This window comes from Virgibacillus siamensis, assembly GCF_900162695.1.
In the GTDB taxonomy this organism is placed as follows: domain Bacteria; phylum Bacillota; class Bacilli; order Bacillales; family Amphibacillaceae; genus Lentibacillus; species Lentibacillus siamensis_A.
Window position 1 is genome coordinate 1,281,687 of sequence record NZ_FUIH01000007.1, and the last position, 26,542, is coordinate 1,308,228.

Consider the following 26,542-nt stretch of genomic DNA (forward strand, 5'->3'; position numbering starts at 1 on the left):
TAAAGAAGTCATTCTTCAGGTTATGGGGAAAATAAATACAGAAAACACACCCGTTCTCTATAAGATTCCTTCCATAAGTTCAAGATTGCTAATAAAATTTTCAGGAGTGGTAAGTTGAATAAAGGCAAAAAATCAGTGAAATTGACTAATGAATCCGCCTTAAACCCAAAAAAGAAGGTTATTGTAATCAGCTTATTTATTGTTTTAAGCGTGGTGTCGGTATTGCAAGGTTGTGGTACTGACAATGATAATGCAAATAACATCAACAAAGCAGCCAAAAAGGTGAACGATTTGTTTGAGGTGGAAGACGAAGAAAAAGTCAAAGATGGGAAGTCTAGTAAGATAAAAGATTCAACAGACAAAGAAAAAATTGGCAAGGCACTGGAAGCAATCGATAAAATTGATACGAGTGACGGGGAACAGAGTGAGAGCTATGCGATTGCATTCGGTCTTCGATCTGCTGTCCTTAATGCTCAATTACAATTAAAGGAACGGGAAGGCACACCGGAATCGTCTGATTACAGCGCACAAGACGAACAAAAAACAGAGGAATTTCATCCAGATGAAGATGATGTCGTATTGAAAAATAATGAAATAAAAAATAAAGATATACTTGAAAAGTTTATGAAAATTGCTGGAGAAAATGGCAGAAACAATGAACGTGAAATTAGAGTGGTGAAGGATGAAGGAGCAAGAGGGGTGCTGATTTATGATTTAAAATCAAGATATGATAAAAGCGCCAATCAGGGTTGGATTGGGGTTATTCCAGATTTGAGTTACTATAGTTCTTCAGAAAATGAAATTCAAGACGTTTTCAATACTCGCCAGCAATGCGGATATATGTCAAAAGACATGCAGGAAGGGTATTATACATTGAATAAATGCCGAACTCATTGGGCGTATCGGTTTCTTCCGATTGTTAATGACAATGAAAAATAATAACTCTTTAAAGGCGCGGTAATCGAATAAGAGCTGCGCTTGTCTTGAACATAAGCGTGTGTAGTTGAAAAAATAAATATAAACCTGTCTACTAATAGGACTAAGTGTTATTTGAATTGTATGATTTAATAATACTGCGAAGCTGCTTCAATATATATTTCCCCACAGCGGAGAAGCTGTTTACCAAGTGACAGATGTCACAATAGCAGAAGATAACCAAAGATTAAAATGCCGGCTTAATGCCGAACTCACCTCTGTCTGAACTAAAAAGCAATGAATGGAACCAAATGGTTGATGTAAACTTAAAAGGTGTTTTAAATGGTATCGAAGCGGTACTTCCAGAATTTAAGAAACAAAAATCCGGTCATGTGATTACAACTGTTCATTTCATTGTTTAGTCTAACTTGAATAAAACTTAGTTGATTCTAGTAGTTGAAGTCCGTTGTATGATCAATACAAGGGGCTTTTAAAAATTTTAAAGGGATTTTTAGCAATCGAGAAGAAGTCTATAGCCATTATGTGTGTAAAACTAAAGAAAACAAAAGAAGGGAGAAAAAAATATGGAAAAAAAGCAACATTATCTGCAACTACCAAATGTTGTGTCACGTGATGAATGGCTTGTGGCTCGTAAAGAATTGCTCGTTAAAGAGAAGGAATTCACCAAGATGCGTGATGCGTTGAATGCTGAGCGCCGTCGACTTCCAATGGTAGAGATCAACAAGGACTACGTTTTCGAGGGTCCAAAAGGCAAGATAGGCTTGCTCGATTTGTTTGACGGGCGTCCCCAACTTATCGTGCATCACTTCATGTTCGATCCTGATTGGGATGCAGGTTGTCCTGCTTGCTCGCTTGCTGCAGACAACATCGGACATCTCGCCCATCTGCATGCACGCAATACGTCGCTTGCCCTGGTATCCCGAGCTCCGTTTCCCAAGCTCCAGCAGTACAAGGAACGTATGGGGTGGAACATTCCTTGGTACTCGTCCTGCGATAGCAGCTTCAATTATGACTTTCACGCTACGCTGGACGAGTCCGTCGCTCCAATCGAATATAACTACTTGACCAAGGATGAGCTTGTTCAGAAGGGCGTCCCTGTTGATTCCGGACAGTCGATGGAAGTGCCTGGCGTGAGCACATTTCTCCGCGATGGTGAAAGAATCTTTCACACATATACCACTTATGCCCGTGGGACTGACCAATTGCTTGGTATCTTTAACTACCTTGACTTGACAGCACTTGGCAGGCAGGAGGACTGGGAACAGCCATCCGGACGCAGCGACGGAAATGGCAAGACATGGCTTCGCCGACACGACGAATACGATCACTCATTTGCGGTGGATTCTTGTTGCAAACCAAAAGAGAGCGATTTTAATTAACGCCAAATTCAATGGTTGGTTTTTAAAAATCCATAAAAAACTGCTCCAGATCTGTATGTGGGCTAGTTTGTTAAACTACCAATTAGAAAAAGGAGCGTATAACCGCTCCATTTTCTAATTCGGGCTTATTTAGGTAAACCATTTTTGCCCAAGCCTTTTGTTTCCTATACTTTTAAATTTGGTTCTTCTTTTAAAACACCAGTTACTTTATCATCAGTGACGTGTACTTGACAGGTCCTGCCGTCTTTATTTATAAACTTAAAGACTCCATTATTAAAGTCTGTACCAATTTCTTTATAGAATATACCTTCATATAGGTTTTTTTTCGTTCTGGTAAAACTTAGATGATATTTCTCTTCCTCCTTCTGAAGGAAAGCACGTACTCCTTTTTCATAAGAGGCGGTGTCTTCATAGCCTTTAAGTGTCCTGTCGAAGGAGACTATATGAATGTCGACAAATGTTATAACACGCTGCAGTGAACTGGCAAAAGAACCTTTTGTGATTTCTTCCCATCTGTTCTGTGGCGTTTGGCCAATTACGACTTGGGTAATATTAAGGTTGTGGACAACTTCTGCAATTGCTTTAACAGAAGTGCGCTTTTCATTATCGCGAACAATGAATTCCTCTACATCCAGTTCATCACATAATACCTTCCAGCGTTCGATATAATCGGATTTTTCCGCATCGAATTCATCGTATGGCATTGGGTCAACGGTTAATACATATAAAGGGCAATCAAGTAAGTCCGCCAGTTTGTTGCCCCGTCTGATCAGTCTTTCGCCATTGGGGCCATAGTACACACAAACCAAAATACTTTCGTCCATACGACCTTTTATTCTCTTCATGACGGCAATCACCTCTTACATTTCAGTGTACATTGTTAATATAGTACTTTTTCTGAACTCACTTTTATCCTAAAGCATAAGAAAACAATCCTTCTATTTTTAGGTAGTATGTGAGCAGAAGGTATCTACATTCCCATATATCATAATGCATCCAGCAGAAAAGTTCCAGTCCCATTTTATTTTCCTACGTCAATCACAGATATAAGCTTCTTCTGTTACTGGCAGTGCAGCATTACCCAGGTTTGGCAAATCAGTTATTAAAAAGCCAAAGGGGTTGCAATCTTCTCTCTTAAATTTCCTTAACTAATAATAGCGGAAAGGTCGTTTAAAGTGAAGAGCCATTCGATTTCATGCTATAATATTTATGTCTATTATATGTTCGTTTTATTAAATTGTATCCTTGTTTGAGTATTTGAATAATTACAGACTTAATACATATATGATGTTTGAAAATAGGAAATAACTAACTGACAGAGGCCGTAATATAGTAGTATCGCCAATGGGGAGACAGGGGGGGCTTTTCTCATTGGATGCGGCCGCAGCAGGAAACGGAGGCTAAAATTTGTTAACAATGCATGCAGCAATTATTATCCCATTTATAGTTGCCGCCCTTATTCCTTTTTTAGCAAAACGTCTGAAAACATTACATATCGGCTGGTTTGTTTTGCTTGTCCCATTTGGACTTTTTCTTCTGCTTACGAGCTATATTCCGATGATAGCTAGAGGAGAAACAATTTCACAAACAATCCATTGGATCCCCAACTATGATATTAATTTTACAACATACCTGGATGGGCTCAGTATGATTCTGGCACTCTTAATCACAGGTATTGGGACACTTGTCGTTCTCTACTCCATTTATTATTTATCCCCGGAAGAATCGTTAAAACATTTTTTTGTTTTTTTGCTTTTATTTATGGGTGCAATGCTTGGGGTTGTGCTTTCTGATAATATCCTGGTTTTATATGTTTTTTGGGAATTGACAAGCATTTCCTCATTTCTGTTAATTGCGTTTTGGTACCATCGGAAAAAATCCAGAGAAGGTGCACAAAAGTCTTTGCTTATCACGGTTAGCGGTGGTTTTGCCATGCTTGTCGGTTTTATTATGCTATACGTGATGACAGGTACTTTCAGTGTGCAGGAGATTATCCATGAGATTCCAAAGTATACGAATCATATCCTTTTTCTCCCTGCATTGGTGTTAATTCTTATCGGAGCATTTACGAAATCGGCGCAATTCCCATTTCATATCTGGCTGCCGGATGCTATGGAAGCCCCAACGCCAGTCAGTGCTTATTTGCATTCCGCTACGATGGTAAAGGCAGGGATTTATCTGGTTGCACGTTTCACACCGGTTTTCGGAGGAGAAGCATTGTGGTTCTGGCTCGTTGGAGGGATTGGTCTTTTAACCCTTTTCTGGGGTTCATTTAATGCGGTGAAACAGACCGATCTCAAGGCTCTGCTTGCTTATTCCACGGTTAGTCAGCTAGGGATGATTATGACAATGTTTGGTATTGGGTCAGCTGCACTGTATTTCGGTTATTCAACAGAATCCGTTATTTACACACAGGCAACGTTTGCGGCGCTCTTCCATTTAGTGAATCATTCAACTTTTAAGGGGGCACTTTTCATGGTTGTCGGGATAGTCGACCATGAGGTGGGAACCCGTGACATTCGTAGACTAGGCGGTTTGGTTACATTAATGCCGATTACCTTTACCATCTCCTTAATTGGAAGCTTCTCAATGGCGGGACTTCCGCCATTTAATGGTTTTATAAGTAAGGAAATGTTCTTTACTTCTGTCTTACATATTGGTGAATTGAACATTTTCTCGATGGACACATGGGGAATACTGTTCCCGGTTATTGCTTGGATCGCGAGTGTGTTTACGTTTATTTATTCGATGATTATTGTTTTCAAGACATTTTTCGGGCCATATCAGTTAGGAAAGCTGGAACGCCCGGCGCATGAACCCCCTTTGGGCATGTTGATTGCACCCTCTGTTTTGGGCTTAATGGTAGTAGGTTTGTTTTTCTTCCCGAATGTACTCGGGAATAATTTGCTTAAACCGGCGATGGCCGGGATTTTCCCAACATTCCCTGCAGATAGGCTTGATGTAGAAATTAAAGCATGGCATGGATTTAATATGGAATTATTTATGACGTTCGGCGTTGCGGCTGTTGGAACACTTATGTACGTTGCATTACGCTATTGGAAAGGGATCTACAGGCTTGCCCCGGAAAAATGGACATTTAATGAGCTGTACAGTTTTGCACTGGATCAGTTGGAAATCAGATCCAGAGTTGTTACCGATTCTTACATGACCGGTTTTCTGCGTGACTATTTTATCTATATCTTCTTGTTCTTTAGCGTACTCATCGGTGGAACACTAATTTATACTGGAGCCATTGATTTTGGAATATCCAGCAATGCACCGATTTCAGTCTATGAATGGATTCTTGCTGTCGTGATGGTTGTTGCAGGAATTTCCATTCTATTCGCCAAATCACGACTGACGGCCATTTTACTTAACGGGGTGCTTGGTTATTCCATTGCAGTATTTTTTGTGTTATTCCGGGATCCGGATCTGGCACTTACCCAGGTCGGGATTGAAACAGTGACGACGGTACTTTTCCTTGTCAGTTATTATTTCTTGCCGGAATGGCAAAAGGAGAATACACCAAAGCGCAAGAAAGGCCTTAACATTCTTATATCCGTATCGGTTGGTGTTGTTTTCATCCTTTTAGCGCTTGCTGTCCGGAGCGGAAAATTGTTTGAATCCATATCCGGTTATTATGAAAACGCCTATAAACTTGCCGGCGGAAAAAATATTGTCAATACAATATTAGGAGATTTCCGTGCTTTTGATACAATGCTTGAAGTGGTAGTCCTCCTCATTGCCGGGATTGGTGTCTATTCCTTTGTCAAATCGAAATCCAAGAAAGGGGGACACAACATTGAAGATCAATGATGTTATTTTGCATGCAGTAACAAAAATTGTCGTCTTTATCCTATTGACAATGGCTGTTTATTTATTTCTGTCCGGGCATCATAACCCCGGGGGCGGTTTTATTGGAGGAATAATATTGGCGGCTGCCTTTGTGCTTCTTTTTCTTGCATTTGATATGGAAACAGTAAAATCCGGACTTCCATTTGATTTTAAAATTGTTGCGGCAATTGGTGCTTTCATTTCAGTTTGCACCGGTTTCGGTTCCCTTGTTTTCGGCGAGCCTTTTCTAAGTATGACACATGGTTATTTTGAGCTTCCTTATTTCGGGAATACAGAACTGACTACGATAACGATTTTTGAAATTGGTGTGGCACTTACCGTTGTCGGGGTTGTTGTGACAATAATTCTTACGATTGGGGATGATGTATAAAATGGAAACATTAATAATCGTCCTTGCAGGTGTACTGGTTTCAGTGGCTACCTATTTGCTACTTTCCAAGAGTGTGATTAGGGTTATTTTGGGAACTGCAATTCTTTCACATGCTGCACACCTTTTAATTATCACGATGGGCGGATTGAAAACAGGAGGAGTGCCTCTTTTGGGTGAAAAAGACTCCTCTTATACCGATGCCCTTCCGCAGGCACTGATCTTAACATCAATTGTCATCAGCTTTGCAGTCACTGCCATCATGCTTGTTCTTGGATACAGGGCCTATCAGAAGCTTGGAACGGATAATCTTCTGGAGATGCGAGGTTTTGATGATGAATAACATTCTTGTGCTGCCAATGGCCATTCCTGTTCTGACAGGCATCGTACTTATTTTTCTCCGTTCTTATATTGGTGTTCAGCGATGGATAAGCTTCAGTGTAATGGCGACGAATGCATTCCTGAGCCTATTTATTCTAAATCTAATTCAATCAGAGGGAATACTTCGGCTTGATTTTGGCGGGTGGGAACCGCCGTTTGGTATTCTGTTTGTTGCGGATTCATTTTCTATGCTGCTTGTACTTACAACAAGTATTGTCACGGCAGTTTGTCTCATATATGCCTTTTCCTCTATCGGTAAAAAGAGGGAAAAGATGTTTTTTTATCCGTTTGTAAATTTCCTTGTAGCAGGTGTGAACGGTTCTTTTTTAACCGGGGATATATTCAATCTGTACGTTAATTTTGAGATTATGCTGCTCGCTTCTTATATACTTATTGCGCTCGGAGATAGGAAGCTGCAATTTCGGGAATCAATCAAATATGTGGCCATGAATGTCGTTTCATCATTCTTTTTCCTGATTGGAATTGCTTACCTTTATGGAATGGTTGGAACATTGAATATGGCACATATATCACAGCGGGTAGCGGAATCTGGCCAGACTCCATTATTAACGGTTATTGGCGTTGTGTTTCTGGTAGTATTCAGTTTGAAGGCCGGACTTTTTCTATATTATTGGCTACCCGGATCTTACAGTGCACCTCCAACAGCAGTTGCTGCATTGTTTGGGGCACTTATGACAAAAGTCGGGATCTATGCGATGTTCCGTATGTTCACACTTGTTTTTTACCATGAACCTCAAATCACGCATAATATGATAGGGATTTTAGCTGCACTAACTCTAATTGGCGGGAGCATTGGAGCTATCGCGTATAGGGATATCCGCCTCATTGTTTCTTATAATGTCTTGATTGCTGTTGGGTTTATTATGGCGGGACTTGCCGTTGGGTCACCCGAAGCAATTGAGGGATCCATCTATTATTTGGTGCATGATATGGTTGTGAAAGCATTGCTGTTTCTTGTGGCCGGTACCATGACAGTACTAGCTGGTACAACCAGAATTGATTATATGAGCGGGATGATCCGAAATTACCCGCTGCTTGGCTGGATATTTTTCATAGTTATGTTGTCGCTGGCGGGTATACCTCCGTTTAGCGGGTTTATCGGAAAAGTTCTGGTAGGTCAGGGTGCAGTGGAGACAGGGGCATTTATCCTTTTAGCACTTGCTTTCTTGTCCAGTATCTTTGTATTGTATTCACTGCTAAGGGTCTTCCTGAACTGTTTTTGGGGAGAGACAATTATTGGTGTGGAAGATGAAATTCCAATGAAAAAAGGCTGGATTATGCCATGTGTGCTGCTAACAATCTGTACGGTTGGTTTAGGACTGGGGGCAGAACCGCTCGCTGTCTATGTTGAAGATGCGGCAAATACACTATTAAATCCAGAAGTTTATATTGATGCAGTGATGAATAAATAATCGCAAGGTGCTATGACGAAAGGGGTGAATGCAGATGCCTGCCCAGTTTTTACTGAATTTAAGTATTGCATTTCTATGGATGATGTTTAAAGATGAAGCGGATTTAAAATTTACAACCTTTGTTACCGGCTACCTTATTGGGATTGCCATTATGTTTGTTATGCATCGGTTTTTCGGGGAAAGGTTTTATTTACAGCGATTCTTTGCGGTTGTGAAACTTGTTTTTATATTTACATCGGAGCTCCTGCAGTCCAGTATACACACCTTAAAACATATCCTGCGCCCGAAAATTAAGATTAAACCAGGTATTTTCAAATATGAAACAGAGCTTAGGGGTGAATGGGAGGTACCTGTTCTGGGTCTGCTTTTGACACTGACCCCTGGTTCTGTTGTGATGGAAGTGACACCAGAAGGAGATGCTTTTTATATTCATGCAATGGATGTGGAAGAATCAAAGGAAATGCTGTTGAAGTCTCTTTCCAAATTTGAAAAAGCCATTATGGAGGTGACCCGGTAATGACAGAAATCATGCTTATTACAGCATTGGTTTTATTTGGAGTGGCAGGTGCGCTTACACTTGTTCGTATTGTCATCGGTCCGAGTCTCCCTGATCGGATCATTGCCTTGGACATGATCGGAGTTATCCTCGTATCTGTGGTTGCTGTAATTTCTGTTTTACTGAATACAAAAGCCTTTCTTGAAGTTATCTTAATTCTGGCCATATTGGCTTTCATCAGTACTATCGCTTTCTCAAGGTACATGGAAAGGGGTGTTGTCATTGAACGTAATCGACATAAGTGAATTTATCGCGGCGCTTCTAATCTTGATTGGCAGTATCATGGCAGTCATAAGCGCCATTGGGATTATCCGTTTTCCGGATGTCTATACCCGCTCCCATGCAGCTACAAAAAGCTCGACACTGTCTATTTTGTTAACATTATTAGGTGCGTTTCTGTTTTTCTGGTGGGGACAATCCTTTTTTAGTGTTCGAATTCTCCTGGGAATTTTATTTGTATTTTTAACTGCCCCTGTCTCAGGCCATCTTATTTCAAGGGCCGCATATCGCCGAAAAGTTAAAATGGCTGACACAACCGTGGAAGATGAATTATACGATGTATTGCAAAAAAATGAGGCGAATGAGAGTGATCAGCGGTCGGAGTAGGGTGACTAAACTGATAATTGGCGCTTCACCGCTTTTGAAATATAATGAAATGTTTTAGTTCCAGATTTTTTTGACGTCTTTTTGAGTGCAAGTTCCAATTTGGTGAATCAATTTGTTATAATTGAGTAGCAATATAATAGGTTTTCTCAAGGGTGGTCGGCACACTCCCGATGAAAGGGGTATGGCCATATGACAGTATTTGAAACATTAATTGATGCTATATCCTGTAGCACGTTTCACGTTAGTTGTAGTGATCCTGTCATTTCAAGAGTATTGCAATGGCAGGTTCCCTGTAAGGGGATCAGCAAAAGAATGGGAATAATCCACCTGATCCACTAACTCAAGGGTGGATTATTTTTTATACCATTCTTCCCGCTTATCCTGGATGCGTTCTTTTTCTTCTTGTATTAATTGTGCCGGTAATTTTAATGGTATAATGTCAGCCATAAAATTTTCTCTTCTTATTACCCCATACGTTTTGATGGTTATTATCATGTAGAATCAAAAAGGTACATGGACTATTGTAGTATTTGTAAAATCAATATGTAAGATTATTTGCCTCTGGGTAGTCTACTGTACAAAACATTTCTAATACAATTTTACAATATGATAAGACAATATAAAACTCACTTTATAATTTTTTCCGGAATCGAGAATAACGATAAGCAGGCTTTTGAAAATGGAATAAAGACATATAGATAACTACCTGTGGTGTCTAGTTAAAGCATCTCAGTTTCGAGTATTCAATAATACTATCCAATAGCAGAAAGGATTATTCCGTTATACGAACGACCGCGAGAATCGAATAAGATCAGTATCATTTAGAGCCCAACAGTTCAACAAATTAAATGATTGAGACGTGCTCGTGCTGACGGGGACCATCGCGTGCAATTGAAGAAGGATTGCCAACCCATGTGCAGAGTTTACAACAGTTGGTTTACTGCCGGCTTTGGGTAGTATATAATGAAGTGTCAAAGAAGAAGAAGAGATGTGAAAGTGCCTATGACTAAAAGAAAGAACAGCGAATATAGAAAAACAGGAAAAAAACGTCATCGTCCTGGGAATAAGCACGGTAAACAGCACCAGGCGCGGGCGAATCGAGCGGACGGCAAATCCAAAGGCAAGCTTAAGGCAAACGATGGGCGCCATCGTACCCAGAAAACCGTAACCACAGAGGTGACCTGCTCTGGCCTTACCGATGGAGGTAAAGGCATTGTCCGGTGGGAAGGAAAGCAGCTTGAAGTAGCTAATCTGTTGCCTGGTGAAACAGCTGAAGTGAATATTTCTAAGAAAGGACGCTTTTTCGAAATAGAGCTAAAGCGGGTTATTAATCCTTCAGAAGACCGTGTCAATTTACCGCGCTCATCTTATTACGAGGGCGTGGGGTGCCACATTCAGCACATGAATGGGTATGCCCAAAAGCGTTTCAAACAGAAAATCATAGATGAACTAATGAAGCCTTTTGGAACACCAGAGCCAATCATAACCATGGAGTTTCCGTTTTACTACCGTAATAAAAATGTTATGACATTTGGTTTGAATAAAAAAAGGCAGATTATAAGTGGGCTATACGCTGAAAATACTCATAAGATCATACCAATGGAGAGGTCCATCATCCATGACCAAAAAGCGGATGAGATTATTCAAACCATCAAGGGGATGATGAAATCCTTTAAAATGCAGCCTTACAACGAAGACACTGGTCAGGGCTTTTTGCGACACGTATTGGTAAGGGTCGGAAAAGTCAGTGGTGAAATTATGGTGGTACTGGTAGTAGCATCACCTATGTTCAAAGGGAAGAATAATTTTGTAAAAGCACTAAGAAAGGCCCATCCAGAAATTACGACCCTCCTGATGAACGTGAATAAGAGGAATGACAGCATGGTTCTAGGCAATCAGGAAAAAGTACTGTTCGGTAAGGGGACCATAACAGATACTCTTTGCGGGCTTAAGTTCGACATCTCGGCGAAATCCTTCTATCAGATTAATCCGGTACAGACGGAAAAATTGTATGCAAAGGCCATTGAAATGGCAGAGCTGACTGGAAAGGAAACCGTGGTGGATGCCTACTGCGGGATTGGTACGATTGGTTTAATTGCCAGCCAGAGGGCCGGAAAGGTCATTGGCGTGGAGTTGAATAAAGATGCGGTTCGCGATGCTATCCATAATTCAAAGCGCAACGGCGTGAAAAATGCCCGATTCTATCAGGAAGACGCTGGGGAGTTCATGGTAAAGATGGCAGCGCGTGGTGAGAAAGCAGATGTGGTGATTATGGATCCGCCACGAAGCGGGAGTGACGAAGCGTTCTTATCCAGCGTGGTGAAGTTGCAGCCGAAGCGGGTAGTGTATGTGTCCTGTAACCCGGTGACCCAGGCACGGGATTTGAAGTACCTGGTGAAGAACGGCTATGCGGTTGAAGGTATTCAGCCGGTGGATATGTTTCCGCAGACGGTGCATGTGGAAGCAATCACAAAATTAGTATTACAAAATGTCTAACTAAAAATACTCTTGCTAGTTAAAATAGACATTTGACCGTATTATTAAGGTAGTAGAGGAATATCGCCAATGACTATGAAATTATGGTCTAGAAAGATAAGATTCTATACTGCTGCGCCCTTAATAGGTGTGATGCAAAATTAATACTTTGGATATATTTATGCTGGAATGTGTTCTTAAAGATACATTCCAGCATCTTTATACTATAAAGTAATATTGAAGGTGCACTAAAGGCACTTCAACCTCATGTCTATTATGCTAGTTCTGAATCAAATATACAAAACACCATTGGAAAAAGGGCAAACATGGATTTTAGATGCACCAATCAGTCAAAAGGTTATTTGGAATACATAATAAATTCAGGAGAACTGGAAGAACAAAATAAGATGGTATACTCTCGTGCGCATCGGATTGTTCATTCCATGTTAAGTTGTCAAAAAGAAATTAAGCAGCTTTGGAAAGAAGGAAAGTTTGTCATTAATGAGTCAGATGATTGGGGATTTTGAGATGAAGACACAAAAGTATTAGTGCTAATAATTCCAAAATGTGATTTGCTGCTATAAAGCAACTACAGCCAAGATATGAAAACAGACATGATTTTAATGTGATTTATGAAAACCGCCATAAAAAAGGGACAGTTACGATAAATTATCATAACTGTCCCTTTCCTTGGTTTAATTATACCATGATTAATTTAAAATTTTTAGTCTTTTTTTTATCTTTTTAACCTGCTAGTATTAATCAAACTGTGCAGCTGCTTTGATGAGTCATTTAACACGATAAGATAAGCTTTTTTTGTTAAATGATTTATCACAATAAATAGGAGGGGAAGAAATGAAAAAATATGTGCTGGATTTTCAAGAGATTGATAAAACGAGACAAATGGTGGTTGGGGGAAAAGGGCTGAATTTAGGGGAACTATCGAAGGTCCATGGCATACAGGTGCCGGAAGGATTTTGTGTTACGACAGAAGCTTATCAAAAAGTCCTTGAACAAAACGAAGCGTTCCACGCATTGTTGGATCAACTCACACTGCTAAATGTAGAGGATCAAAATCAAACAAGTAAAATCAGCAGGAAGATTCGACAAATCATTACGGAAGTGGAGATTCCCCCCGATGTTGCGAAAGCCGTTGCTCACAATCTCTCCCGGTTTGGCGATGAATATGCTTATGCAGTGCGCTCCAGTGCAACAGCTGAAGATTTACCACATGCCTCTTTTGCCGGTCAGCAAGACACCTATTTAAATATCATCGGAACAGAAGCCGTTTTGTGGCACATCCGCAAATGCTGGGCTTCCCTATTCACGGACCGTGCTGTGATTTACCGTGTGAAAAATGGATTTAACCACAACCAAGTGTATTTATCCGTTATCGTTCAAAGGATGGTTTTCCCACAGGCTTCAGGTATTTTATTTACCGCTGACCCCATTACTTCTAACCGAAAGCTGCTATCCATCGATGCCAGTTTTGGACTGGGTGAGGCACTTGTCTCCGGTTTAGTGTCTGCGGACAATTATAAAGTTCGGGAAGAGGAAATCACCGATAAGATGGTAGCAACTAAAAAACTGGCTATTTATGGACGAGAAGAAGGCGGAACAGAGACACAGCCGATCGATCCGGATCAGCAAATGACTCAAACACTTACTAATCAACAAATTTTACAACTGGCACGCATTGGAAGGAAAATCGAAGCGTATTTCGGCCAGCCGCAAGATATCGAATGGTGTTTGGTTGATAATACATTTTATATTGTCCAGAGCCGTCCAATCACGACTTTATACCCCGTCCCTGAAGCGAATGATCAAGAAAATCACGTCTATATATCCGTTGGCCACCAACAAATGATGACCGATCCCATCAAACCGCTCGGATTGTCTTTTTACCTTTTGATGACTCCTGCACCCATGCGTAAAGCTGGTGGAAGGCTGTTTGTTGATGTCACACATCAATTGGCTTCGCCTAACAGCAGGGAAATGTTTTTAAATGGCATGGGACAACACGATCCACTTATAAAAGATGCACTCATGACCATAATAGAGCGAGAAGATTTTATAAAATCGGTCCAAGATGATACAAAAGCAGCGAGTCCCATTAATAGCAATCCAGATCAGCTGGCACAATTCCATAACAATCCGACAATCGTTTCGGATTTGATCAAGCGCAGTCAAGCGTTGATCGAACAGTTGAAACAAAACATTCAAACGAAGTCGGGATCGGCGTTATTCGATTTTATTCGGGAAGATACCCAGCAATTAATGAAGTTCTTGGCTGATGCGCAAGGGTTGGGTGCCATTACGGCCGTTATAAATGCTTCAAGATGGATTAATGAAAATATGTACGAGTGGTTAGGTGCAAAAAATGCGGCGGATACGCTTTCCCAATCTGTGCCGAATAATGTTACGTCAGAAATGGGCCTGGAGCTGATGGAGGTCGCAGATGTGATTCGTCCCTATCCGGAGGTCATTGATTATTTGCAATACGTAAAAGATGATCATTTTTTGGATGAACTGGATAAGTTTAATGGTGGACAGGAAGCCCGGGATGCTATCTGTTCTTATCTTAACAAATACGGAATGCGATGTGTCGGAGAAATTGATATTACGAAAACTCGCTGGAGCGAAAAACCAACGACACTTATCCCGATGATTCTGAGTAACATTAAAAACTTTGAGCCCCATGCCGCCAGCTTGAAATTCAAACATGGACGACAGGAAGCTATGGACAAAGAGCAAGAGCTTTTGGAACGGTTGAAACAGCTCCCGGACGGTGAGACAAAAGCCAAAGAAACCAAACGAATGATTGAGATCATTCTGAATTTCAGCGGTTACCGGGAATATCCCAAATATGTTTGGATGAATCACTACTTCGTTTATAAGCAGGCTTTGCTTAAAGAAGCAGAACGACTTGTACAAGCGAGCGTGATCCATGAAAAAGAAGATATGTACTATCTCACTTTTGAAGAACTTCACGAAACCGTACGAACCCATAAACTAAATTACCAGATTATCAGCAAGCGAATAGATGAATACAAATTATATGAAAAACTAAGTCCCCCACGTGTGATCACATCTGATGGTGAAATCATTGCAGGTAAATACAAACGTGAAAACCTCCCAGCTGAAGCAATTTTAGGTCTACCGGTTTCTTCCGGAGTTATAGAGGGCAGGGCGCGCGTCATCTTAAACATGAAAGATGTAAATCTGGATGATGGAGATATCCTGGTTACAGCCTTCACTGATCCTAGCTGGACACCATTGTTTGTATCCATAAAGGGGCTCGTTACCGAAGTTGGCGGACTGATGACCCATGGAGCAGTTATTGCACGTGAATATGGCTTACCTGCAGTTGTCGGAGCGGAAAATGCCACCAAACTGATTAAGGATGGGCAACGAATCAGGGTGAATGGAACAGAAGGGTATATCGAAATATTATAATTACTAGATACCTTAATAAAGGCAGCATTCAAATTGCCATTGTAGATCCATTATGCTGAATAAAGTATGTTAAAATTAAATTTGGAAAAGGGCAGCTGTTTATAATGCTGCCTTTTATTGTTCCGGCGCGGATCCCAAGTGAATTGTGATTACTAACTGAGTAATCAATATTTACGACGATACAAAAATAAATAAATGAATTGAATGATGAAAATTCCTGCTATGATGATAACTATAGCGTTTTTAAATTGAGTATAGGTCAAGGGGTGAAAATTATCGACTAAGTAAACAGCCAGCCATCCAATCAAAACATACGTAAAGGCTCTTGAGCGGGCTTTATAGAAAATCATCTTTCCTCTTTCATCATGACCTTCATTTAACATAAAGCGTTTTTCATATTGATACAAAATCCATACCAATGTAACAACGATTAAGAATTTAATCATTTAAATACTCCTCTTCTGAATGATATTGGAAAACGTCATTAATATCCTTGTCAAACAAATGAGCAATTTGAAAGGCAAGCATTAAAGATGGACTGTATTTATTAGCTTCAATTGAAACAACCGTTTGTCGACTGATTCCCAGCAGTGATGCAACTTTCTTTTGGGACCAACGCTTTTCAGCTCGAAGTACATTTAATCGATTTGTTAGGTTTCCTTTACGGTTCATTCTTATCACTCCAAAATAGTGTAATATAAATTGGACTAAATGTAAAAAAAACATTACATAAAAATGCTCTGACTAAGGTCGAATCTCGAATGAAATAATGAAATTATGTAAAATTCTAGTTTGGAACTTCTTGAAGAAGGCGTGAAATTAAGGAGTTCAAGATGAAAGAAAATTAAAGGGGGGAGGGTAATGTGACACTGATTGGCAGAATTCAAGAAAGATTTAACGAAAGAAACAAGGTATTTTTAGGTTTGGATATACTTTTTACTCTTTTGACGATTGGTTTTGCTATTTGGATGTTTTTTCTTGCAGTACCCGTGTTGAAACTAGTGATACTTCCAACCTGGAGGAACTTATGCCTTCAGATTATTACGTGACCTTTTTCATGCAGGGTCAAGAAAAGCCAACCTTTTTTTATCGCAATGATGCTGTAGATGGCATGCGACAGTCAGTTTCCTGCCAAAGTAAGAAAAGAAAGCGATTTGATAATCGAGTTATTCTTTTGAAAGATACTCAAAATGCTGTTGTGTTTTATGAGCAAAATTATCGAAAGAGAGGGTGTACAATTGAAGGTTGGCAAAAAAGGGGCGGGCAATGGGAGCTTTCCCGGGAAATTCAGGAGCATGTTTAGGTAAAAGAATGAAGCTATTGATGTATGATATTTTCATTATCAGGCGTAGAATCAAATAAATAATATTTTAGGGAGAGAATAGCAAATGGGTATAGAACAAGAAGTATCGTATGAAGTATATCGCTTAATGGAGCTGCATCAAGAATTTGAAAGTGGTAAGTTTGAAGAAATGAATGAGTTATATTCGGATGAATTTCAAGGGTGGCTTTATATGCCAGGGGCAGGACAAGTGGATACCTTTAATGTTGAAGATATTAAAGAAGGTAATAAGGAAGCCGCAAATCATTTTAAGGATAAAAAAATACAATTTGTTTTTTCGGGATTGGCAATTGTCCCTCAACATGAAAATCAAGCAGCAGTTTCTTATGAGATTACATATCGGGATGATGAAAGAATGGTTAGAGCATTAAATCTTGAAGTTTGGAAAAAAGGGACAGATGGTAAGTGGAGAATTATCCGCTGGTATCAAGAGAAAGGTCTTAGTGAATGAAGTAACCTACGCGATTCAGGTATTGAAAATTAACGAGGCTAGGCTTAAAAAATGTATCATCTAAACCACAAGAACATTTGTTGTTAATTCTAAAATAATGGAGTGATTATAATGAAATCAAAAGAAATATTGCCTGAAATCCGGAAAAAAGTAGTGCTTAACGCTTCTATAGGGAAGGTATGGAAGGCGGTATCAACCTCAGAGGGGATTGCTGCATGGTGGATGCCAAATGATTTTAAACCTTTTTTGAATCAAGAATTTACACTTTATACAGGGGAATATGGTAATTCACCTTGTAAGGTCACAGAAATCAATCAACCGAATCGCCTTGGTTTTGACTGGGATAAGGACTGGCATCTGACTTTTGAGTTGTACGAATTAGAAGACGGCAAAACAGAATTTACGCTCATTCATTCTGGATGGGATGCGAAAAAAGATACAGAGTTTGGGCAACCGCATTCAATGATTCGTGAAATTATGGACGGCGGTTGGGAAAACATGGTCAAAGAAAAGTTGCCCGAATATATTGAGGTCTAATTTTGGGATCGATGAAGTACGATGTTTTTCAAGCCATTGCAAACCAAACTTGCAGAAGTCTGTTAAAATTGCTTGCATACAATGAAGTTTCCATTACCACCAACAATCGGGAAAAATCGCTATAAACAAACGCAAACATGATGAAAAGTCTTTCTCAAGGTGCTTTAGCAAGTATGTTAAAATAAAGAAGATTGTGATAAAGAACATAAAGAGTATGGAGTGGGGAAAAAAGTGCTAAAACATATAATCGATGAAGAAGTTTCTTTGAGAATGTTTACCGAGGACGATCTCGAAGAATTTTATAATTTAATATTTAATTCAAAGATTCATCTCAAAAAATGGGTTACCTGGGTTGATTCTGTTGAAAAACAAGAAGATGCTGAAGAAAGTTTAAAATTAAGAATCGAAGCGTTGTTGGAAAGCGGCGGATACCCAATGTGGTTTGCTGTTATATATAAAGGGGAAATTGCAGGCACTATTGGATTCAATGATATTGATAAAACGAATAGGGTAGGGGAGGAGCTAGGCTATTGGCTGGGTGAAAAATTCCAACGAAAAGGCATAATGTTAAGGGCATTTAAAGCGGTTATAAATTATGGATTTAAGGACCTCGGACTTAATAAAATTGAAGCATATATTGCAGCTGGTAATGGACGGAGTAAAGCTCTACCAGAGAGATTTGGATTTTTAGAAGAAGGAAGAATAAGACAGGCAGAATGGTTATATGATCATTACGAAGATGAAATAATTTATGGGCTTTTAGCTGAAGAGTATCTTTCCTAGGTGCATTGCCTTACTTCCGATTCGATTGAAAGGACGTTTTGAACAAAAAGAAGGGATATCTCGCAGGAAAGTCGAAACTATATATTAAACGTATATTAATAGCAAAGGATGGTTTTAAATATGACAATGACCCAAGCGAGAACCCTGAGTATATCCATTGAACGGAATTCAAAAGAAGTGTATGAATACGTTTTTGATCCTGAAAACCTTCCCCAATGGGCGCCAGCATTTAGTCAATCTTTAAAAGAATATAATGGTGCATGGGTTGTCGAAACATCTGATGGTCCAATGACAATCAGGTTTGTTGAAAGAAACGAACTAGGGGTGCTGGATCACTATGTTACCCCATCCACGGGACAAAAAGTTTTAAACCCAATGCGGGTTATTCCTAATGGATTTGGAAGTGAAGTAATGTTTACATTGTTTCAATTACCTGAGATGTCAGATGAAAAATTTGCTGAGGATGCTAAATTGGTTGAGAGCGATTTAAAAAGACTAAAAAGTCAGTTGGAGGCTCAATGCCTCTAAGTAGTCTGAAAAAACAATTTGTATTTGTCATCTAAGTATTATTAAGTCATGCAGAAGACCTTCATGATGGGGCGACATTCTAAAATAAGGAACTGGTGCCCGTATCTATGCAAATCCTGATTGCTTCGTGAGGACCTTATTCCATTAGGAAAGACGGTAAAAATAAAGGTGGATAACATGTGAACTTAGATACTCCAAGGGCTCCGATTATTGCGGGTGCAAGATTATTTGAAAATGTGTCATCGGAAAAAACAGACCGTCTTATGGAAATAATTAATCATTACTATCCTTTGTAATAAACTTTTTAAAAAGAGGGGGTTATCGATGCAACAAAAGTTAACAAAATCATCGACAGATAAGGCATTATATGGGGTGTGCGGAGGAATAGCAGAGTTTTTTGGCATATCTTCTTTTGCCGTAAGGTTAATATTCTTCTTCACAGGTTCTTTTTGGCTTTATATTATTCTTATTTGGGCGTTAAAAGAAAAGCTAGTATTATAAAGTCTTATGTAAGCGATGACATTGACGTCAACACCTACACTGTGTAAGAATAGCTTTATAGACACAAATTAATAAGGAAAGTGATGGATAAAATGCTTTATATATGGAATATTGAGCGGATAATTAAAGCAACACTAGAAGAACTTCATTTAAACATTAATTATGAGTCTAATACTGAATTAGCTGCACCAATGAGTTATAACGTATCATCAAAAACGATAAAATTTAATTATCTTCAGGTAAATGGCTATATTGGAAAATTATTTAAACTTAAAGAATCAGATGAAAACATAATTAAACTGATTCTTTATCATGAACTTGGTTATTATTTGGATTTTAAGAAGAACAAACGTGATTTAAAGATATTAATCTACGGGGAAGACGATGAAAAGGAAGAACTGCAATCGGAAATAGAAGCGAATGCATGGGAATTCGGAAAGACATTGGTGCCTGAGCATTTGGTTGAGTCCTATGATAAAATGTATGAATTTGAAAAGATGCGTATACAAAGTGAGGTAAATTAAAAGGAGAAAGTAAGCATTTGTGCGGGCTTACTTTCTCCTTTTTCTAACAAGCCATTTTCTTTATTTGCCACAATTTTCAGAAATGTTTTAATGGCTAGACCTAAAATTTAAGATTATTTGATATGATAAATAGATTGTGTTTGGAGGGGCAGGTTTTGAACAGCGGGATAAAAAGGGAAGAAAAACAAATGATCATTGAGATGGAAAACGTTTACTTAATCCGACATGAAAAAACAATTATTAGCAATATCAATTGGAAAGTGGAGAAAGGGGAACATACTACGATTCTTGGAATGAACGGAGCGGGGAAAACAACACTGTTAAATTTGGTATGCGGATACCTTTATCCAACAAAAGGTACCATTAAAGTATTTGATAAGCAATTCGGTACATATCCGCTTGGTGAATTAAGAAAAGATATCGGTTGGGTCAGTTCATCCCTAATTGAAAAAATGAAACATCAACCCCGGAGCACAGCATTACAGGTTGTATTAAGCGGTAAATTTGCTTCTATTGGTCTGTACGAGAAACCGTGTCATTCGGATGTGGAAAAGGCCACGAATATTTTGGAACAGTTGGGAATTGCCCACTTGAGAAATCAGTCATTTGAAATGATGTCACAAGGCGAAAAACAGCGGGTATTAATCGGCAGAGCATTGATGGCTTCACCAAAATTGCTTATTTTAGATGAACCTTGTGCCGGTTTAGATTTTCTCTCTAAGGAAAAGTTGTTAAATATAATAAATCAATTGGCCACATATCATCAAACTACAATAATTTATGTTACACATCAAATTGATGAAATACTGCCAATCTGTACCAATACATTGTTGGTTAAGGATGGATTTATCTTTTCCAAGGGTAAAACAAAGGATTTGCTTACATCCGAAACAATGTCGAATTTTTGTAATACCCCCGTTATTGTCAGTCACCAGCATAACCGTTTCCATCTGGAGGTATCCATTAGCAGATAGATTGGATTTAAAACTGTGCTGCATTAATTATTTCGATCAAAATCAGAATTCTTATATGTTTTGTGTAAAACAAAATAAGAACAAACGTTTGTAAAATATAGGGCGGGGAGGGGAGGTGTGGGAAAATTAACAAAAAGACTGTTTGCGATAGCGAAAAAGTAAAAATTTCAAACCTGTTAATGTAACAGCACAATATATATGACCGGGCTGTATATAATGTTGAAATGATACCATGTGGCGGTTGGAAACGGACGAAAATATTGACTACAAATATCTAACGCTAAATAGAAAAATTAAGTGATACGATAAAATTGCAGCATTTAATCTAAAAAAAATGATAAATTCTTTAAATTATTTATGAGTGAGACATTATTTTCATTATCAAAGGGATAAAAGGGTAAGAGATCTGTATTTTTATTTTATTTATTTTCTAGTTTACATAATACTTATTATAGGAAGTTGTATTGAATAATCACTATTTGTCTCATTATCAAAGTTTACTTATGATAGTGAGACAAAATAATAAATTTAAAATTTAGATGTAAAGATGTAAATATGATTTATGATTTTTGATTCTTGCATGAATTAATTTACCGGTTTTCTTTAAGGTCTTTACCGGTCAACGTATTTATAACTTACTATCTTTAGGTTGCCTGAACCTGATAATGACTTTACTTCAAATTTAGTTATTATTGTGTTCCATCAAGTTCCAGAATATTACAATCCCTATCATTCACACTGTAACATAAACAATGGCAATTATTGACCGCCTTCTTTCAGCACTGGCACGCTGAAGTGGCGCGGTTTCCATTGCTCAATTAATATATCAGTCATTTTTTTAGCCTCTTCCCCGTAATTGTCTTTCATCAGTATGGGAATTTCGGGTTTTAAATAGCTGGTAGACGGATAAAACATATAATACAGAGGTGATTTTAATGTTGGCACACGTAATCGTATCCGGTCGTGTACAAGGAGTTGGCTTCAGGTACTCGGCAATGAACAGAGCCATCCAACTTGGTTTAACTGGATGGGTGCAAAATAAAATTGATGGATCTGTGGAGATGGACGTGGAAGGATCCGAAGAACTGGTGGAGGAATTTTTGACAGATGTAAAGGCTGGCTTAAATCAAGTTATGAAAGTGGAAAATATGACAATTAATAAATCCGAGGCGGAAAAAGGCTATATGAAATTCACCATAAAATAAAGCCGCTGTCTGCCTGAGACAACGACTTTAATTCAAATTTAATTTTCTTCATAAAACTTACGATTTAATGCGATGTATTCATTTTCTTCTTCCGGTACTTCGTCTTCCATGTATATGGCTTCAACCGGACAAACAGCTTCACATGCTCCACAGTCAATGCAGATGTCCGGGTCAATGTAAAACATATCTTTCCCTTCTTCTATGCAATCTACAGGACAAACCTCTACACATTCGCCTGATTTTTCATCTTTACATGGTGATGTAATGACAAATGCCAAGTAAATCTCCTCCTTCATCTAACGAGCATTATCAACTACTACAATTATACTATCGAAAAATAAGGCTTGTTTCAACCCAAATATACACATGGACACTTGTCCGTACATAATATTTACTATTAAGGCAAAAGAGGAGCGAATGTAAATGGAAGTAATGGTCCGCCAAAATGATACATTTTCGTATTATAGTCAATTGTTTGATATACCACTCATTTTAATTGAGCAATCCAACCCACAAATCCCACCCGATCATTTAGCAGTGGGACAGCAAGTTAAGATACCAGGATATGTTTCGACAGATTGTAAGATTACACCTAATGACTCCCTATGGAAATTAGCGATCGCACATAGTATTCCTGTTGATTTATTGCAGTTGCTGAATCCGTCCATCAGTCCCAATAACTTGCAGATTGGCGAAACTATCTTAATTCCTGAACGTGTCAATAACATACTGATAACGGATTTGGACCGATATACATTTGAAAAAATGGAACTCGATATTGCCAAGCTGCTGGAAGTTTATCCATTTGTCAAAAGAGGGGCTGTCGGTAATTCCGTAATGGGAAAAGATCTGATTGAACTGCAGATCGGAAATGGCGGCAAGCAAGTTCATATGAATGGTTCCTTCCATGCTAATGAATGGATTACAACGTCTGCCATTATGCGGTTTGTGAACGAATATGTTCTTTCCCTGACCAATAAACGTCCAATCCGCGGCTTGAGTATGCTTCCATTATTTAATGAAACATTATTATCAGTTGTTCCAATGGTAAATCCGGATGGTGTAAATCTTGTCCTTGAAGGTGCGTCCTCAGCAGGAGATTATGAGAAAGAAGTATTGGCAATTAATCACCAAAACAATGATTTTACCAATTGGAAAGCAAATATTAGAGGGATTGATCTAAACAATCAGTTCCCTGCACTATGGCAAGTGGAGGTTGATCGCAAGCCGGATACACCACAACATAGAGACTATCCGGGGCCACATCCATTATCTGAACCGGAATCGATTGCGATGGCTGACTTGGTAAAGGAAAGGAATTTTATGCGCTTGAATGCATTTCATACTCAAGGTGAAGAGATTTATTGGGGGTATGAAGGTCTGGAACCGCCTGTTACAGAATCAATTGTCAATGAATATTCCCAAGTAAGTGGTTATGAACCTGTCCAATATATCGACAGCTATGCAGGTTACAGGGATTGGTTTATACAGGATTTCAGGCAGCCGGGCTTCACAATAGAACTTGGTACAGGCGTCAACCCGCTGCCGTTTGCGCAGTTTGAAGAAATATATCGGGAATGCCTTGGAATTATGCTGGCAAACCTCTATATATAATTTACTTGGTCCACAGGCTTTTGATGGAATGCTCATTTTCTTCCAGGTTAATAAGAAATACATCGGGATTTTGAAGGTTTTTCCATCCTTCAAATCCGAAATCCGGATTGTACATGCCCAATAGAAGGGCTATTAAATTCCCGTGGCTGACAATTAAAACATTCGATATATCCTCTTCATTATTCACTGCATCAATGACCATACTTGCTCGTTTTATTACATCATTACCGGATTCACCACCTGGGAGTTGAAAATCATGATCAGAGAATGATTTCTCCAGTACTTCCATCCAGTCATCGATTGGTTCATCACTCAGTATTCTTTCTTTCAACCGGTCATCCACATTAATCTTTAACTTGTTCTTTTCGGCGAATGGCCGAATGCTTTCGATGGCTCGAAGATAAGGACTTGAGATGATTTTATCGATTTTAATATCCTTCTCCGATAAGTATACGGACAGCAAATGTGCCTGTCGCATGCCAACATCGGTCAGTGGTGAATCTATGTGCTGACCATCTGCCAGACAATGTCGGATAATATACAAATTTTTCAAGAAAAACCAGCCCCTCTTCAGCAGTTTAGATGGAACCTATTAAAAATTTTGAAAAATGTAATATAAGTATAGCATTAATAGACAGGATATAAAATAATTTCGGGAAAAAAATGTACAAAAATAGCAGGTCGGGAACCTGCTATTTTACTTCCTTAAAATAATTTTTGAAAAATCCGCCAATGCGATTGCTGTTATCGATGACAAAATAAAATTCATCTGTTTCATTTTTTACATCATATTGCTTGCCTGGGGTGAGTTTATTGTGCACAATAAATTTTTCGGCATCAGCATGTACGCACTCCACTTTTTTTATGGTTTTTTCGTTTTCCCAATTTAAATGAATCATCCGTATCCTCCTGAGTTTGTTAGGTATTGGTTAATCCCGATGCTGTTGTATCTTGCCGCTGAAGACAACTAATTTATTCGAAAAGCTTCAGGTATTCACCATACCCCTCTTTTTCCATTTTGTCTTTTGGTATGAAACGCATTGCAGCAGAGTTCATGCAGTAACGGAGTCCACCTTTATCTTTTGGCCCATCATCAAATACATGTCCGAGATGAGAATTCGCATTGCTGCTTCGTACCTCAGTCCGGATCATACCATGTGTTGTATCTGTTTTTTCTGTTACCTGATATGGATCAATTGGTTTGGTAAAGCTTGGCCATCCACAACCTGCATCAAATTTATCCTCGGAAGAAAATAATACATCTCCTGAGACAATATCCACGTAAATCCCATCAGATTCTTCATTCCAGTATTCATTATCAAATGGCCGTTCCGTACCATTTTCCTGGGTAACAGCATACTGAATCGGGTTAAGTTTTTCTTTGAGTTTGGCCTTATCCGGATATGTTTTCCAGTTTTTCGAAATGAAGTCCTCCCTTCCGGACCCTTTTTTATACAACTTATAATGAAAAGGCTGTTTCTTGTAGTAGTCCTGATGATTTTCTTCAGCTATATAAAAAGGTTTTGCCGGAAGAATCGGGGTAACAATCGGTTTGGAAAATTTCCCGCTCTTTTCCAGCCTCTGCTTCGATGCTTCCGCAATTTCTTTTTGAACTTCATTATGATAAAAAATAGCTGTTTGATAAGATGAACCCCTGTCGTGAAATTGACCGCCGGAATCGGTTGGATCTATTTGCTGCCAGAATGTCTCAACTAAACGCTCATACGGCATTACTTCCGGATCAAATTCAATCTGAACGGCTTCCACATGTCCTGTTGTATCAGAACACACCTGTTCATAAGTAGGATTTTCTACATTGCCGCCAGTATAGCCGGATGTAATACTGGCCACACCCGGACGCTGGTCAAAAGGCTCAACCATACACCAAAAACATCCTCCTGCGAACGTTGCATATTCGATTTGCGAAACCATTGAAATGACCTCCATTTTCTGATTGTAACCTTATTTTTTCGTGTTTTCGTTAAAAAATCAAGTAGTGTGCCTGCTCTATATTATATGAACAATTTTGGGGAGGAATTTCCGCTCAATTTATGCTCCGCTTCTATAAAATCATCATTATCCGGATCCTCATCCACATAATCATCATCCAGTGAATCTGTACCTTCAATACCATCCGTTTCTTTTAATGCCTTCATGATTTGAAACATCATGGGGAGGTTACGGACCATTGGGGCGTATTGCTGTACTATTGGTGCAGCATTTTCCACTGCCTTTAACACGTGCTGCACCTTTGTGAGCGTATTAGTTATTGTGCCTACCCGCTCTGGTGTTAAAAGGTTCTGAACCTGCTGCACAGGTAAGATCCGATTCATCCTGTGAGGTGGAGCAGAATTCGGAATATCTCTAATATAAGTAGTCCTATCGGGCGTGTGTATTGGCCATACCATCTCAATCCCTCTTTTCTCTATTTATCGTCTAGGTTATTGTACGTAACAAAAAGGAATTAGTGTAGGCTACTACCATGATAAAAAACAGAAACACACATCATTTATAATAACCTTATATTGCGTAATAATTCCGTTAACTATTTCCCGGGCAACCGCAAAAATCAACAGTCTCTTCATAAATACAAGAATTTTATGGTGAAAAATGCCGTAAACTGTCTATTGCAAACTGGC

General features: G+C 39.0%; 30 protein-coding genes and 1 pseudogene. 23 read left to right on the plus strand and 8 right to left on the minus strand.

What is annotated here, in order from left to right:
- Nucleotides 1–114: 114 nt before the first annotated feature.
- The 3 genes and pseudogenes from B1K71_RS10120 (at nucleotide 115) to B1K71_RS10130 (ending at nucleotide 2,315) form a co-directional block, all read left to right on the plus strand.
- Nucleotides 115–939, plus strand: a complete 825-nt coding sequence (locus B1K71_RS10120; RefSeq protein WP_077326525.1) for a hypothetical protein — start codon at nucleotides 115–117, stop codon at nucleotides 937–939.
- Between the two features lie 142 nt (nucleotides 940–1,081).
- A pseudogene (locus B1K71_RS10125) lies at nucleotides 1,082–1,319 on the plus strand (SDR family oxidoreductase); the annotation flags it as partial.
- Between the two features lie 180 nt (nucleotides 1,320–1,499).
- Entirely contained in the window at nucleotides 1,500–2,315 is an 816-nt protein-coding gene (locus B1K71_RS10130; protein ID WP_077326527.1) for a DUF899 domain-containing protein, read from the plus strand.
- 164 nt (nucleotides 2,316–2,479) lie between these two features.
- On the opposite strand, the gene B1K71_RS10135 is transcribed toward B1K71_RS10130, so the two are convergent.
- The gene (locus tag B1K71_RS10135; protein ID WP_077326529.1) at nucleotides 2,480–3,160 is read right to left on the minus strand and encodes a histidine kinase; all 681 of its coding nucleotides are present in this window, start codon (nucleotides 3,158–3,160) and stop codon (nucleotides 2,480–2,482) included.
- A 562-nt stretch (nucleotides 3,161–3,722) separates the two neighbouring features.
- Between B1K71_RS10135 and B1K71_RS10140 the strand changes: the two genes are divergently transcribed.
- The 10 genes from B1K71_RS10140 to ppsA all read left to right on the plus strand — a co-directional run bounded on the left by B1K71_RS10140 (nucleotide 3,723) and on the right by ppsA (nucleotide 15,444).
- A complete protein-coding gene (locus B1K71_RS10140) occupies nucleotides 3,723–6,131 on the plus strand; it encodes a Na+/H+ antiporter subunit A (RefSeq protein WP_175631892.1) in 2,409 nt (802 codons plus the stop codon).
- Nucleotides 6,118–6,540, plus strand: a complete 423-nt coding sequence (locus B1K71_RS10145; protein WP_077326531.1) for a Na(+)/H(+) antiporter subunit B — start codon at nucleotides 6,118–6,120, stop codon at nucleotides 6,538–6,540. Before B1K71_RS10140 ends, B1K71_RS10145 begins: the two co-directional genes overlap by 14 nt.
- A 1-nt stretch (nucleotide 6,541) precedes the next feature.
- Nucleotides 6,542–6,880 (plus strand): Na(+)/H(+) antiporter subunit C, encoded by a 339-nt coding sequence (locus tag B1K71_RS10150; protein ID WP_077326533.1) that lies wholly within the window; start codon nucleotides 6,542–6,544, stop codon nucleotides 6,878–6,880.
- Nucleotides 6,873–8,351 carry a Na+/H+ antiporter subunit D gene (locus B1K71_RS10155; protein ID WP_077326536.1) on the plus strand — a complete coding sequence of 493 codons (1,479 nt, stop codon included), beginning with the start codon at nucleotides 6,873–6,875 and terminating at the stop codon, nucleotides 8,349–8,351. The genes B1K71_RS10150 and B1K71_RS10155 overlap by 8 nt, the downstream gene beginning before the upstream one ends.
- A 34-nt stretch (nucleotides 8,352–8,385) precedes the next feature.
- Complete coding sequence (locus tag B1K71_RS10160) at nucleotides 8,386–8,868, plus strand: Na+/H+ antiporter subunit E (protein WP_077326538.1); 483 nt, start codon at nucleotides 8,386–8,388, stop codon at nucleotides 8,866–8,868.
- On the plus strand, nucleotides 8,868–9,152 hold the full coding sequence (locus B1K71_RS10165; protein ID WP_077326540.1) for a Na(+)/H(+) antiporter subunit F1: 285 nt from the start codon (nucleotides 8,868–8,870) through the stop codon (nucleotides 9,150–9,152). Before B1K71_RS10160 ends, B1K71_RS10165 begins: the two co-directional genes overlap by 1 nt.
- Nucleotides 9,130–9,513: a Na+/H+ antiporter subunit G gene (locus tag B1K71_RS10170; protein WP_077326542.1), complete on the plus strand. Its 384-nt coding sequence runs from the start codon at nucleotides 9,130–9,132 to the stop codon at nucleotides 9,511–9,513. Before B1K71_RS10165 ends, B1K71_RS10170 begins: the two co-directional genes overlap by 23 nt.
- Nucleotides 9,514–10,515: 1,002 nt before the next feature.
- Nucleotides 10,516–12,009 carry a 23S rRNA (uracil(1939)-C(5))-methyltransferase RlmD gene (gene rlmD / locus B1K71_RS10175; RefSeq protein WP_077330175.1) on the plus strand — a complete coding sequence of 498 codons (1,494 nt, stop codon included), beginning with the start codon at nucleotides 10,516–10,518 and terminating at the stop codon, nucleotides 12,007–12,009.
- Nucleotides 12,010–12,314: 305 nt separating this feature from the next.
- A complete protein-coding gene (locus B1K71_RS10180) occupies nucleotides 12,315–12,515 on the plus strand; it encodes a hypothetical protein (protein ID WP_077326544.1) in 201 nt (66 codons plus the stop codon).
- Between the two features lie 328 nt (nucleotides 12,516–12,843).
- Complete coding sequence (ppsA, locus tag B1K71_RS10185; RefSeq protein WP_077326547.1) at nucleotides 12,844–15,444, plus strand: phosphoenolpyruvate synthase; 2,601 nt, start codon at nucleotides 12,844–12,846, stop codon at nucleotides 15,442–15,444.
- A gap of 164 nt (nucleotides 15,445–15,608) precedes the next feature.
- On the opposite strand, the gene B1K71_RS10190 is transcribed toward ppsA, so the two are convergent.
- Both B1K71_RS10190 and B1K71_RS10195 read right to left on the minus strand, forming a co-directional pair.
- Complete coding sequence (locus B1K71_RS10190; RefSeq protein WP_077326549.1) at nucleotides 15,609–15,890, minus strand: hypothetical protein; 282 nt, start codon at nucleotides 15,888–15,890, stop codon at nucleotides 15,609–15,611.
- Nucleotides 15,883–16,116: a helix-turn-helix transcriptional regulator gene (locus B1K71_RS10195; protein ID WP_077326551.1), complete on the minus strand. Its 234-nt coding sequence runs from the start codon at nucleotides 16,114–16,116 to the stop codon at nucleotides 15,883–15,885. Before B1K71_RS10195 ends, B1K71_RS10190 begins: the two co-directional genes overlap by 8 nt.
- Nucleotides 16,117–16,408: 292 nt before the next feature.
- Here B1K71_RS10195 and B1K71_RS10205 point away from each other — a divergent pair, with 292 nt between their 5' ends.
- The 9 genes from B1K71_RS10205 (at nucleotide 16,409) to B1K71_RS10250 (ending at nucleotide 22,289) form a co-directional block, all read left to right on the plus strand.
- Complete coding sequence (locus tag B1K71_RS10205; RefSeq protein WP_175631893.1) at nucleotides 16,409–16,747, plus strand: hypothetical protein; 339 nt, start codon at nucleotides 16,409–16,411, stop codon at nucleotides 16,745–16,747.
- Nucleotides 16,748–16,832: 85 nt separating this feature from the next.
- Nucleotides 16,833–17,237 carry a DUF4440 domain-containing protein gene (locus tag B1K71_RS10210; protein ID WP_077326557.1) on the plus strand — a complete coding sequence of 135 codons (405 nt, stop codon included), beginning with the start codon at nucleotides 16,833–16,835 and terminating at the stop codon, nucleotides 17,235–17,237.
- A gap of 111 nt (nucleotides 17,238–17,348) precedes the next feature.
- Nucleotides 17,349–17,774: an SRPBCC family protein gene (locus tag B1K71_RS10215; protein ID WP_077326559.1), complete on the plus strand. Its 426-nt coding sequence runs from the start codon at nucleotides 17,349–17,351 to the stop codon at nucleotides 17,772–17,774.
- Nucleotides 17,775–17,993: 219 nt separating this feature from the next.
- Nucleotides 17,994–18,557 (plus strand): GNAT family N-acetyltransferase, encoded by a 564-nt coding sequence (locus B1K71_RS10220; protein WP_245799234.1) that lies wholly within the window; start codon nucleotides 17,994–17,996, stop codon nucleotides 18,555–18,557.
- A gap of 120 nt (nucleotides 18,558–18,677) precedes the next feature.
- Nucleotides 18,678–19,085, plus strand: coding sequence for a hypothetical protein (locus B1K71_RS10225; protein WP_217697237.1), 408 nt, complete (start codon nucleotides 18,678–18,680; stop codon nucleotides 19,083–19,085).
- 324 nt (nucleotides 19,086–19,409) lie between these two features.
- Nucleotides 19,410–19,586 carry a PspC domain-containing protein gene (locus B1K71_RS10230; protein WP_077326563.1) on the plus strand — a complete coding sequence of 59 codons (177 nt, stop codon included), beginning with the start codon at nucleotides 19,410–19,412 and terminating at the stop codon, nucleotides 19,584–19,586.
- Nucleotides 19,587–19,669: 83 nt separating this feature from the next.
- Entirely contained in the window at nucleotides 19,670–20,110 is a 441-nt protein-coding gene (locus tag B1K71_RS10235) for a hypothetical protein (RefSeq protein WP_342742126.1), read from the plus strand.
- 188 nt (nucleotides 20,111–20,298) lie between these two features.
- Nucleotides 20,299–21,084: an ABC transporter ATP-binding protein gene (locus B1K71_RS10240; RefSeq protein WP_077330180.1), complete on the plus strand. Its 786-nt coding sequence runs from the start codon at nucleotides 20,299–20,301 to the stop codon at nucleotides 21,082–21,084.
- Between the two features lie 935 nt (nucleotides 21,085–22,019).
- Nucleotides 22,020–22,289: an acylphosphatase gene (locus B1K71_RS10250; protein WP_077326567.1), complete on the plus strand. Its 270-nt coding sequence runs from the start codon at nucleotides 22,020–22,022 to the stop codon at nucleotides 22,287–22,289.
- A gap of 38 nt (nucleotides 22,290–22,327) precedes the next feature.
- Here the strand turns inward: B1K71_RS10250 and B1K71_RS10255 are convergent, their stop codons facing one another.
- Nucleotides 22,328–22,567 (minus strand): DUF362 domain-containing protein, encoded by a 240-nt coding sequence (locus tag B1K71_RS10255; protein WP_077326569.1) that lies wholly within the window; start codon nucleotides 22,565–22,567, stop codon nucleotides 22,328–22,330.
- Between the two features lie 145 nt (nucleotides 22,568–22,712).
- Between B1K71_RS10255 and B1K71_RS10260 the strand changes: the two genes are divergently transcribed.
- A complete protein-coding gene (locus B1K71_RS10260) occupies nucleotides 22,713–23,903 on the plus strand; it encodes a M14 family metallopeptidase (protein ID WP_077326571.1) in 1,191 nt (396 codons plus the stop codon).
- Nucleotide 23,904: 1 nt separating this feature from the next.
- On the opposite strand, the gene B1K71_RS10265 is transcribed toward B1K71_RS10260, so the two are convergent.
- The 4 genes from B1K71_RS10265 to vrrA all read right to left on the minus strand — a co-directional run bounded on the left by B1K71_RS10265 (nucleotide 23,905) and on the right by vrrA (nucleotide 26,311).
- The gene (locus tag B1K71_RS10265) at nucleotides 23,905–24,456 is read right to left on the minus strand and encodes a histidine phosphatase family protein (RefSeq protein WP_077326573.1); all 552 of its coding nucleotides are present in this window, start codon (nucleotides 24,454–24,456) and stop codon (nucleotides 23,905–23,907) included.
- Between the two features lie 139 nt (nucleotides 24,457–24,595).
- Nucleotides 24,596–24,802: a DUF6501 family protein gene (locus tag B1K71_RS10270; protein ID WP_077326575.1), complete on the minus strand. Its 207-nt coding sequence runs from the start codon at nucleotides 24,800–24,802 to the stop codon at nucleotides 24,596–24,598.
- Between the two features lie 73 nt (nucleotides 24,803–24,875).
- Entirely contained in the window at nucleotides 24,876–25,835 is a 960-nt protein-coding gene (msrA, locus tag B1K71_RS10275) for a peptide-methionine (S)-S-oxide reductase MsrA (RefSeq protein WP_077326577.1), read from the minus strand.
- Nucleotides 25,836–25,915: 80 nt separating this feature from the next.
- Nucleotides 25,916–26,311 carry a VrrA/YqfQ family protein gene (gene vrrA / locus B1K71_RS10280; RefSeq protein WP_077326579.1) on the minus strand — a complete coding sequence of 132 codons (396 nt, stop codon included), beginning with the start codon at nucleotides 26,309–26,311 and terminating at the stop codon, nucleotides 25,916–25,918.
- Nucleotides 26,312–26,542 lie beyond the last annotated feature (231 nt).

Bases quoted from the DNA above. Each gene is read 5' to 3' on its own strand.
- B1K71_RS10130 (WP_077326527.1), top strand. From the start codon at position 1,500: ATGGAAAAAAAGCAACATTATCTGCAACTACCAAATGTTGTGTCACGT.
- B1K71_RS10135 (WP_077326529.1), bottom strand. From the start codon at position 3,160: ATGAAGAGAATAAAAGGTCGTATGGACGAAAGTATTTTGGTTTGTGTG.
- B1K71_RS10150 (WP_077326533.1), top strand. From the start codon at position 6,542: ATGGAAACATTAATAATCGTCCTTGCAGGTGTACTGGTTTCAGTGGCT.
- B1K71_RS10155 (WP_077326536.1), top strand. From the start codon at position 6,873: ATGAATAACATTCTTGTGCTGCCAATGGCCATTCCTGTTCTGACAGGC.
- B1K71_RS10160 (WP_077326538.1), top strand. From the start codon at position 8,386: ATGCCTGCCCAGTTTTTACTGAATTTAAGTATTGCATTTCTATGGATG.
- B1K71_RS10165 (WP_077326540.1), top strand. From the start codon at position 8,868: ATGACAGAAATCATGCTTATTACAGCATTGGTTTTATTTGGAGTGGCA.
- rlmD (WP_077330175.1), top strand. From the start codon at position 10,516: ATGACTAAAAGAAAGAACAGCGAATATAGAAAAACAGGAAAAAAACGT.
- B1K71_RS10180 (WP_077326544.1), top strand. From the start codon at position 12,315: ATGGATTTTAGATGCACCAATCAGTCAAAAGGTTATTTGGAATACATA.
- ppsA (WP_077326547.1), top strand. From the start codon at position 12,844: ATGAAAAAATATGTGCTGGATTTTCAAGAGATTGATAAAACGAGACAA.
- B1K71_RS10190 (WP_077326549.1), bottom strand. From the start codon at position 15,890: ATGATTAAATTCTTAATCGTTGTTACATTGGTATGGATTTTGTATCAA.
- B1K71_RS10195 (WP_077326551.1), bottom strand. From the start codon at position 16,116: ATGAACCGTAAAGGAAACCTAACAAATCGATTAAATGTACTTCGAGCT.
- B1K71_RS10210 (WP_077326557.1), top strand. From the start codon at position 16,833: ATGGGTATAGAACAAGAAGTATCGTATGAAGTATATCGCTTAATGGAG.
- B1K71_RS10215 (WP_077326559.1), top strand. From the start codon at position 17,349: ATGAAATCAAAAGAAATATTGCCTGAAATCCGGAAAAAAGTAGTGCTT.
- B1K71_RS10225 (WP_217697237.1), top strand. From the start codon at position 18,678: ATGACAATGACCCAAGCGAGAACCCTGAGTATATCCATTGAACGGAAT.
- B1K71_RS10230 (WP_077326563.1), top strand. From the start codon at position 19,410: ATGCAACAAAAGTTAACAAAATCATCGACAGATAAGGCATTATATGGG.
- B1K71_RS10235 (WP_342742126.1), top strand. From the start codon at position 19,670: ATGGATAAAATGCTTTATATATGGAATATTGAGCGGATAATTAAAGCA.
- B1K71_RS10240 (WP_077330180.1), top strand. From the start codon at position 20,299: ATGATCATTGAGATGGAAAACGTTTACTTAATCCGACATGAAAAAACA.
- B1K71_RS10250 (WP_077326567.1), top strand. From the start codon at position 22,020: ATGTTGGCACACGTAATCGTATCCGGTCGTGTACAAGGAGTTGGCTTC.
- B1K71_RS10260 (WP_077326571.1), top strand. From the start codon at position 22,713: ATGGAAGTAATGGTCCGCCAAAATGATACATTTTCGTATTATAGTCAA.
- B1K71_RS10270 (WP_077326575.1), bottom strand. From the start codon at position 24,802: ATGATTCATTTAAATTGGGAAAACGAAAAAACCATAAAAAAAGTGGAG.
- msrA (WP_077326577.1), bottom strand. From the start codon at position 25,835: ATGGTTTCGCAAATCGAATATGCAACGTTCGCAGGAGGATGTTTTTGG.
- vrrA (WP_077326579.1), bottom strand. From the start codon at position 26,311: ATGGTATGGCCAATACACACGCCCGATAGGACTACTTATATTAGAGAT.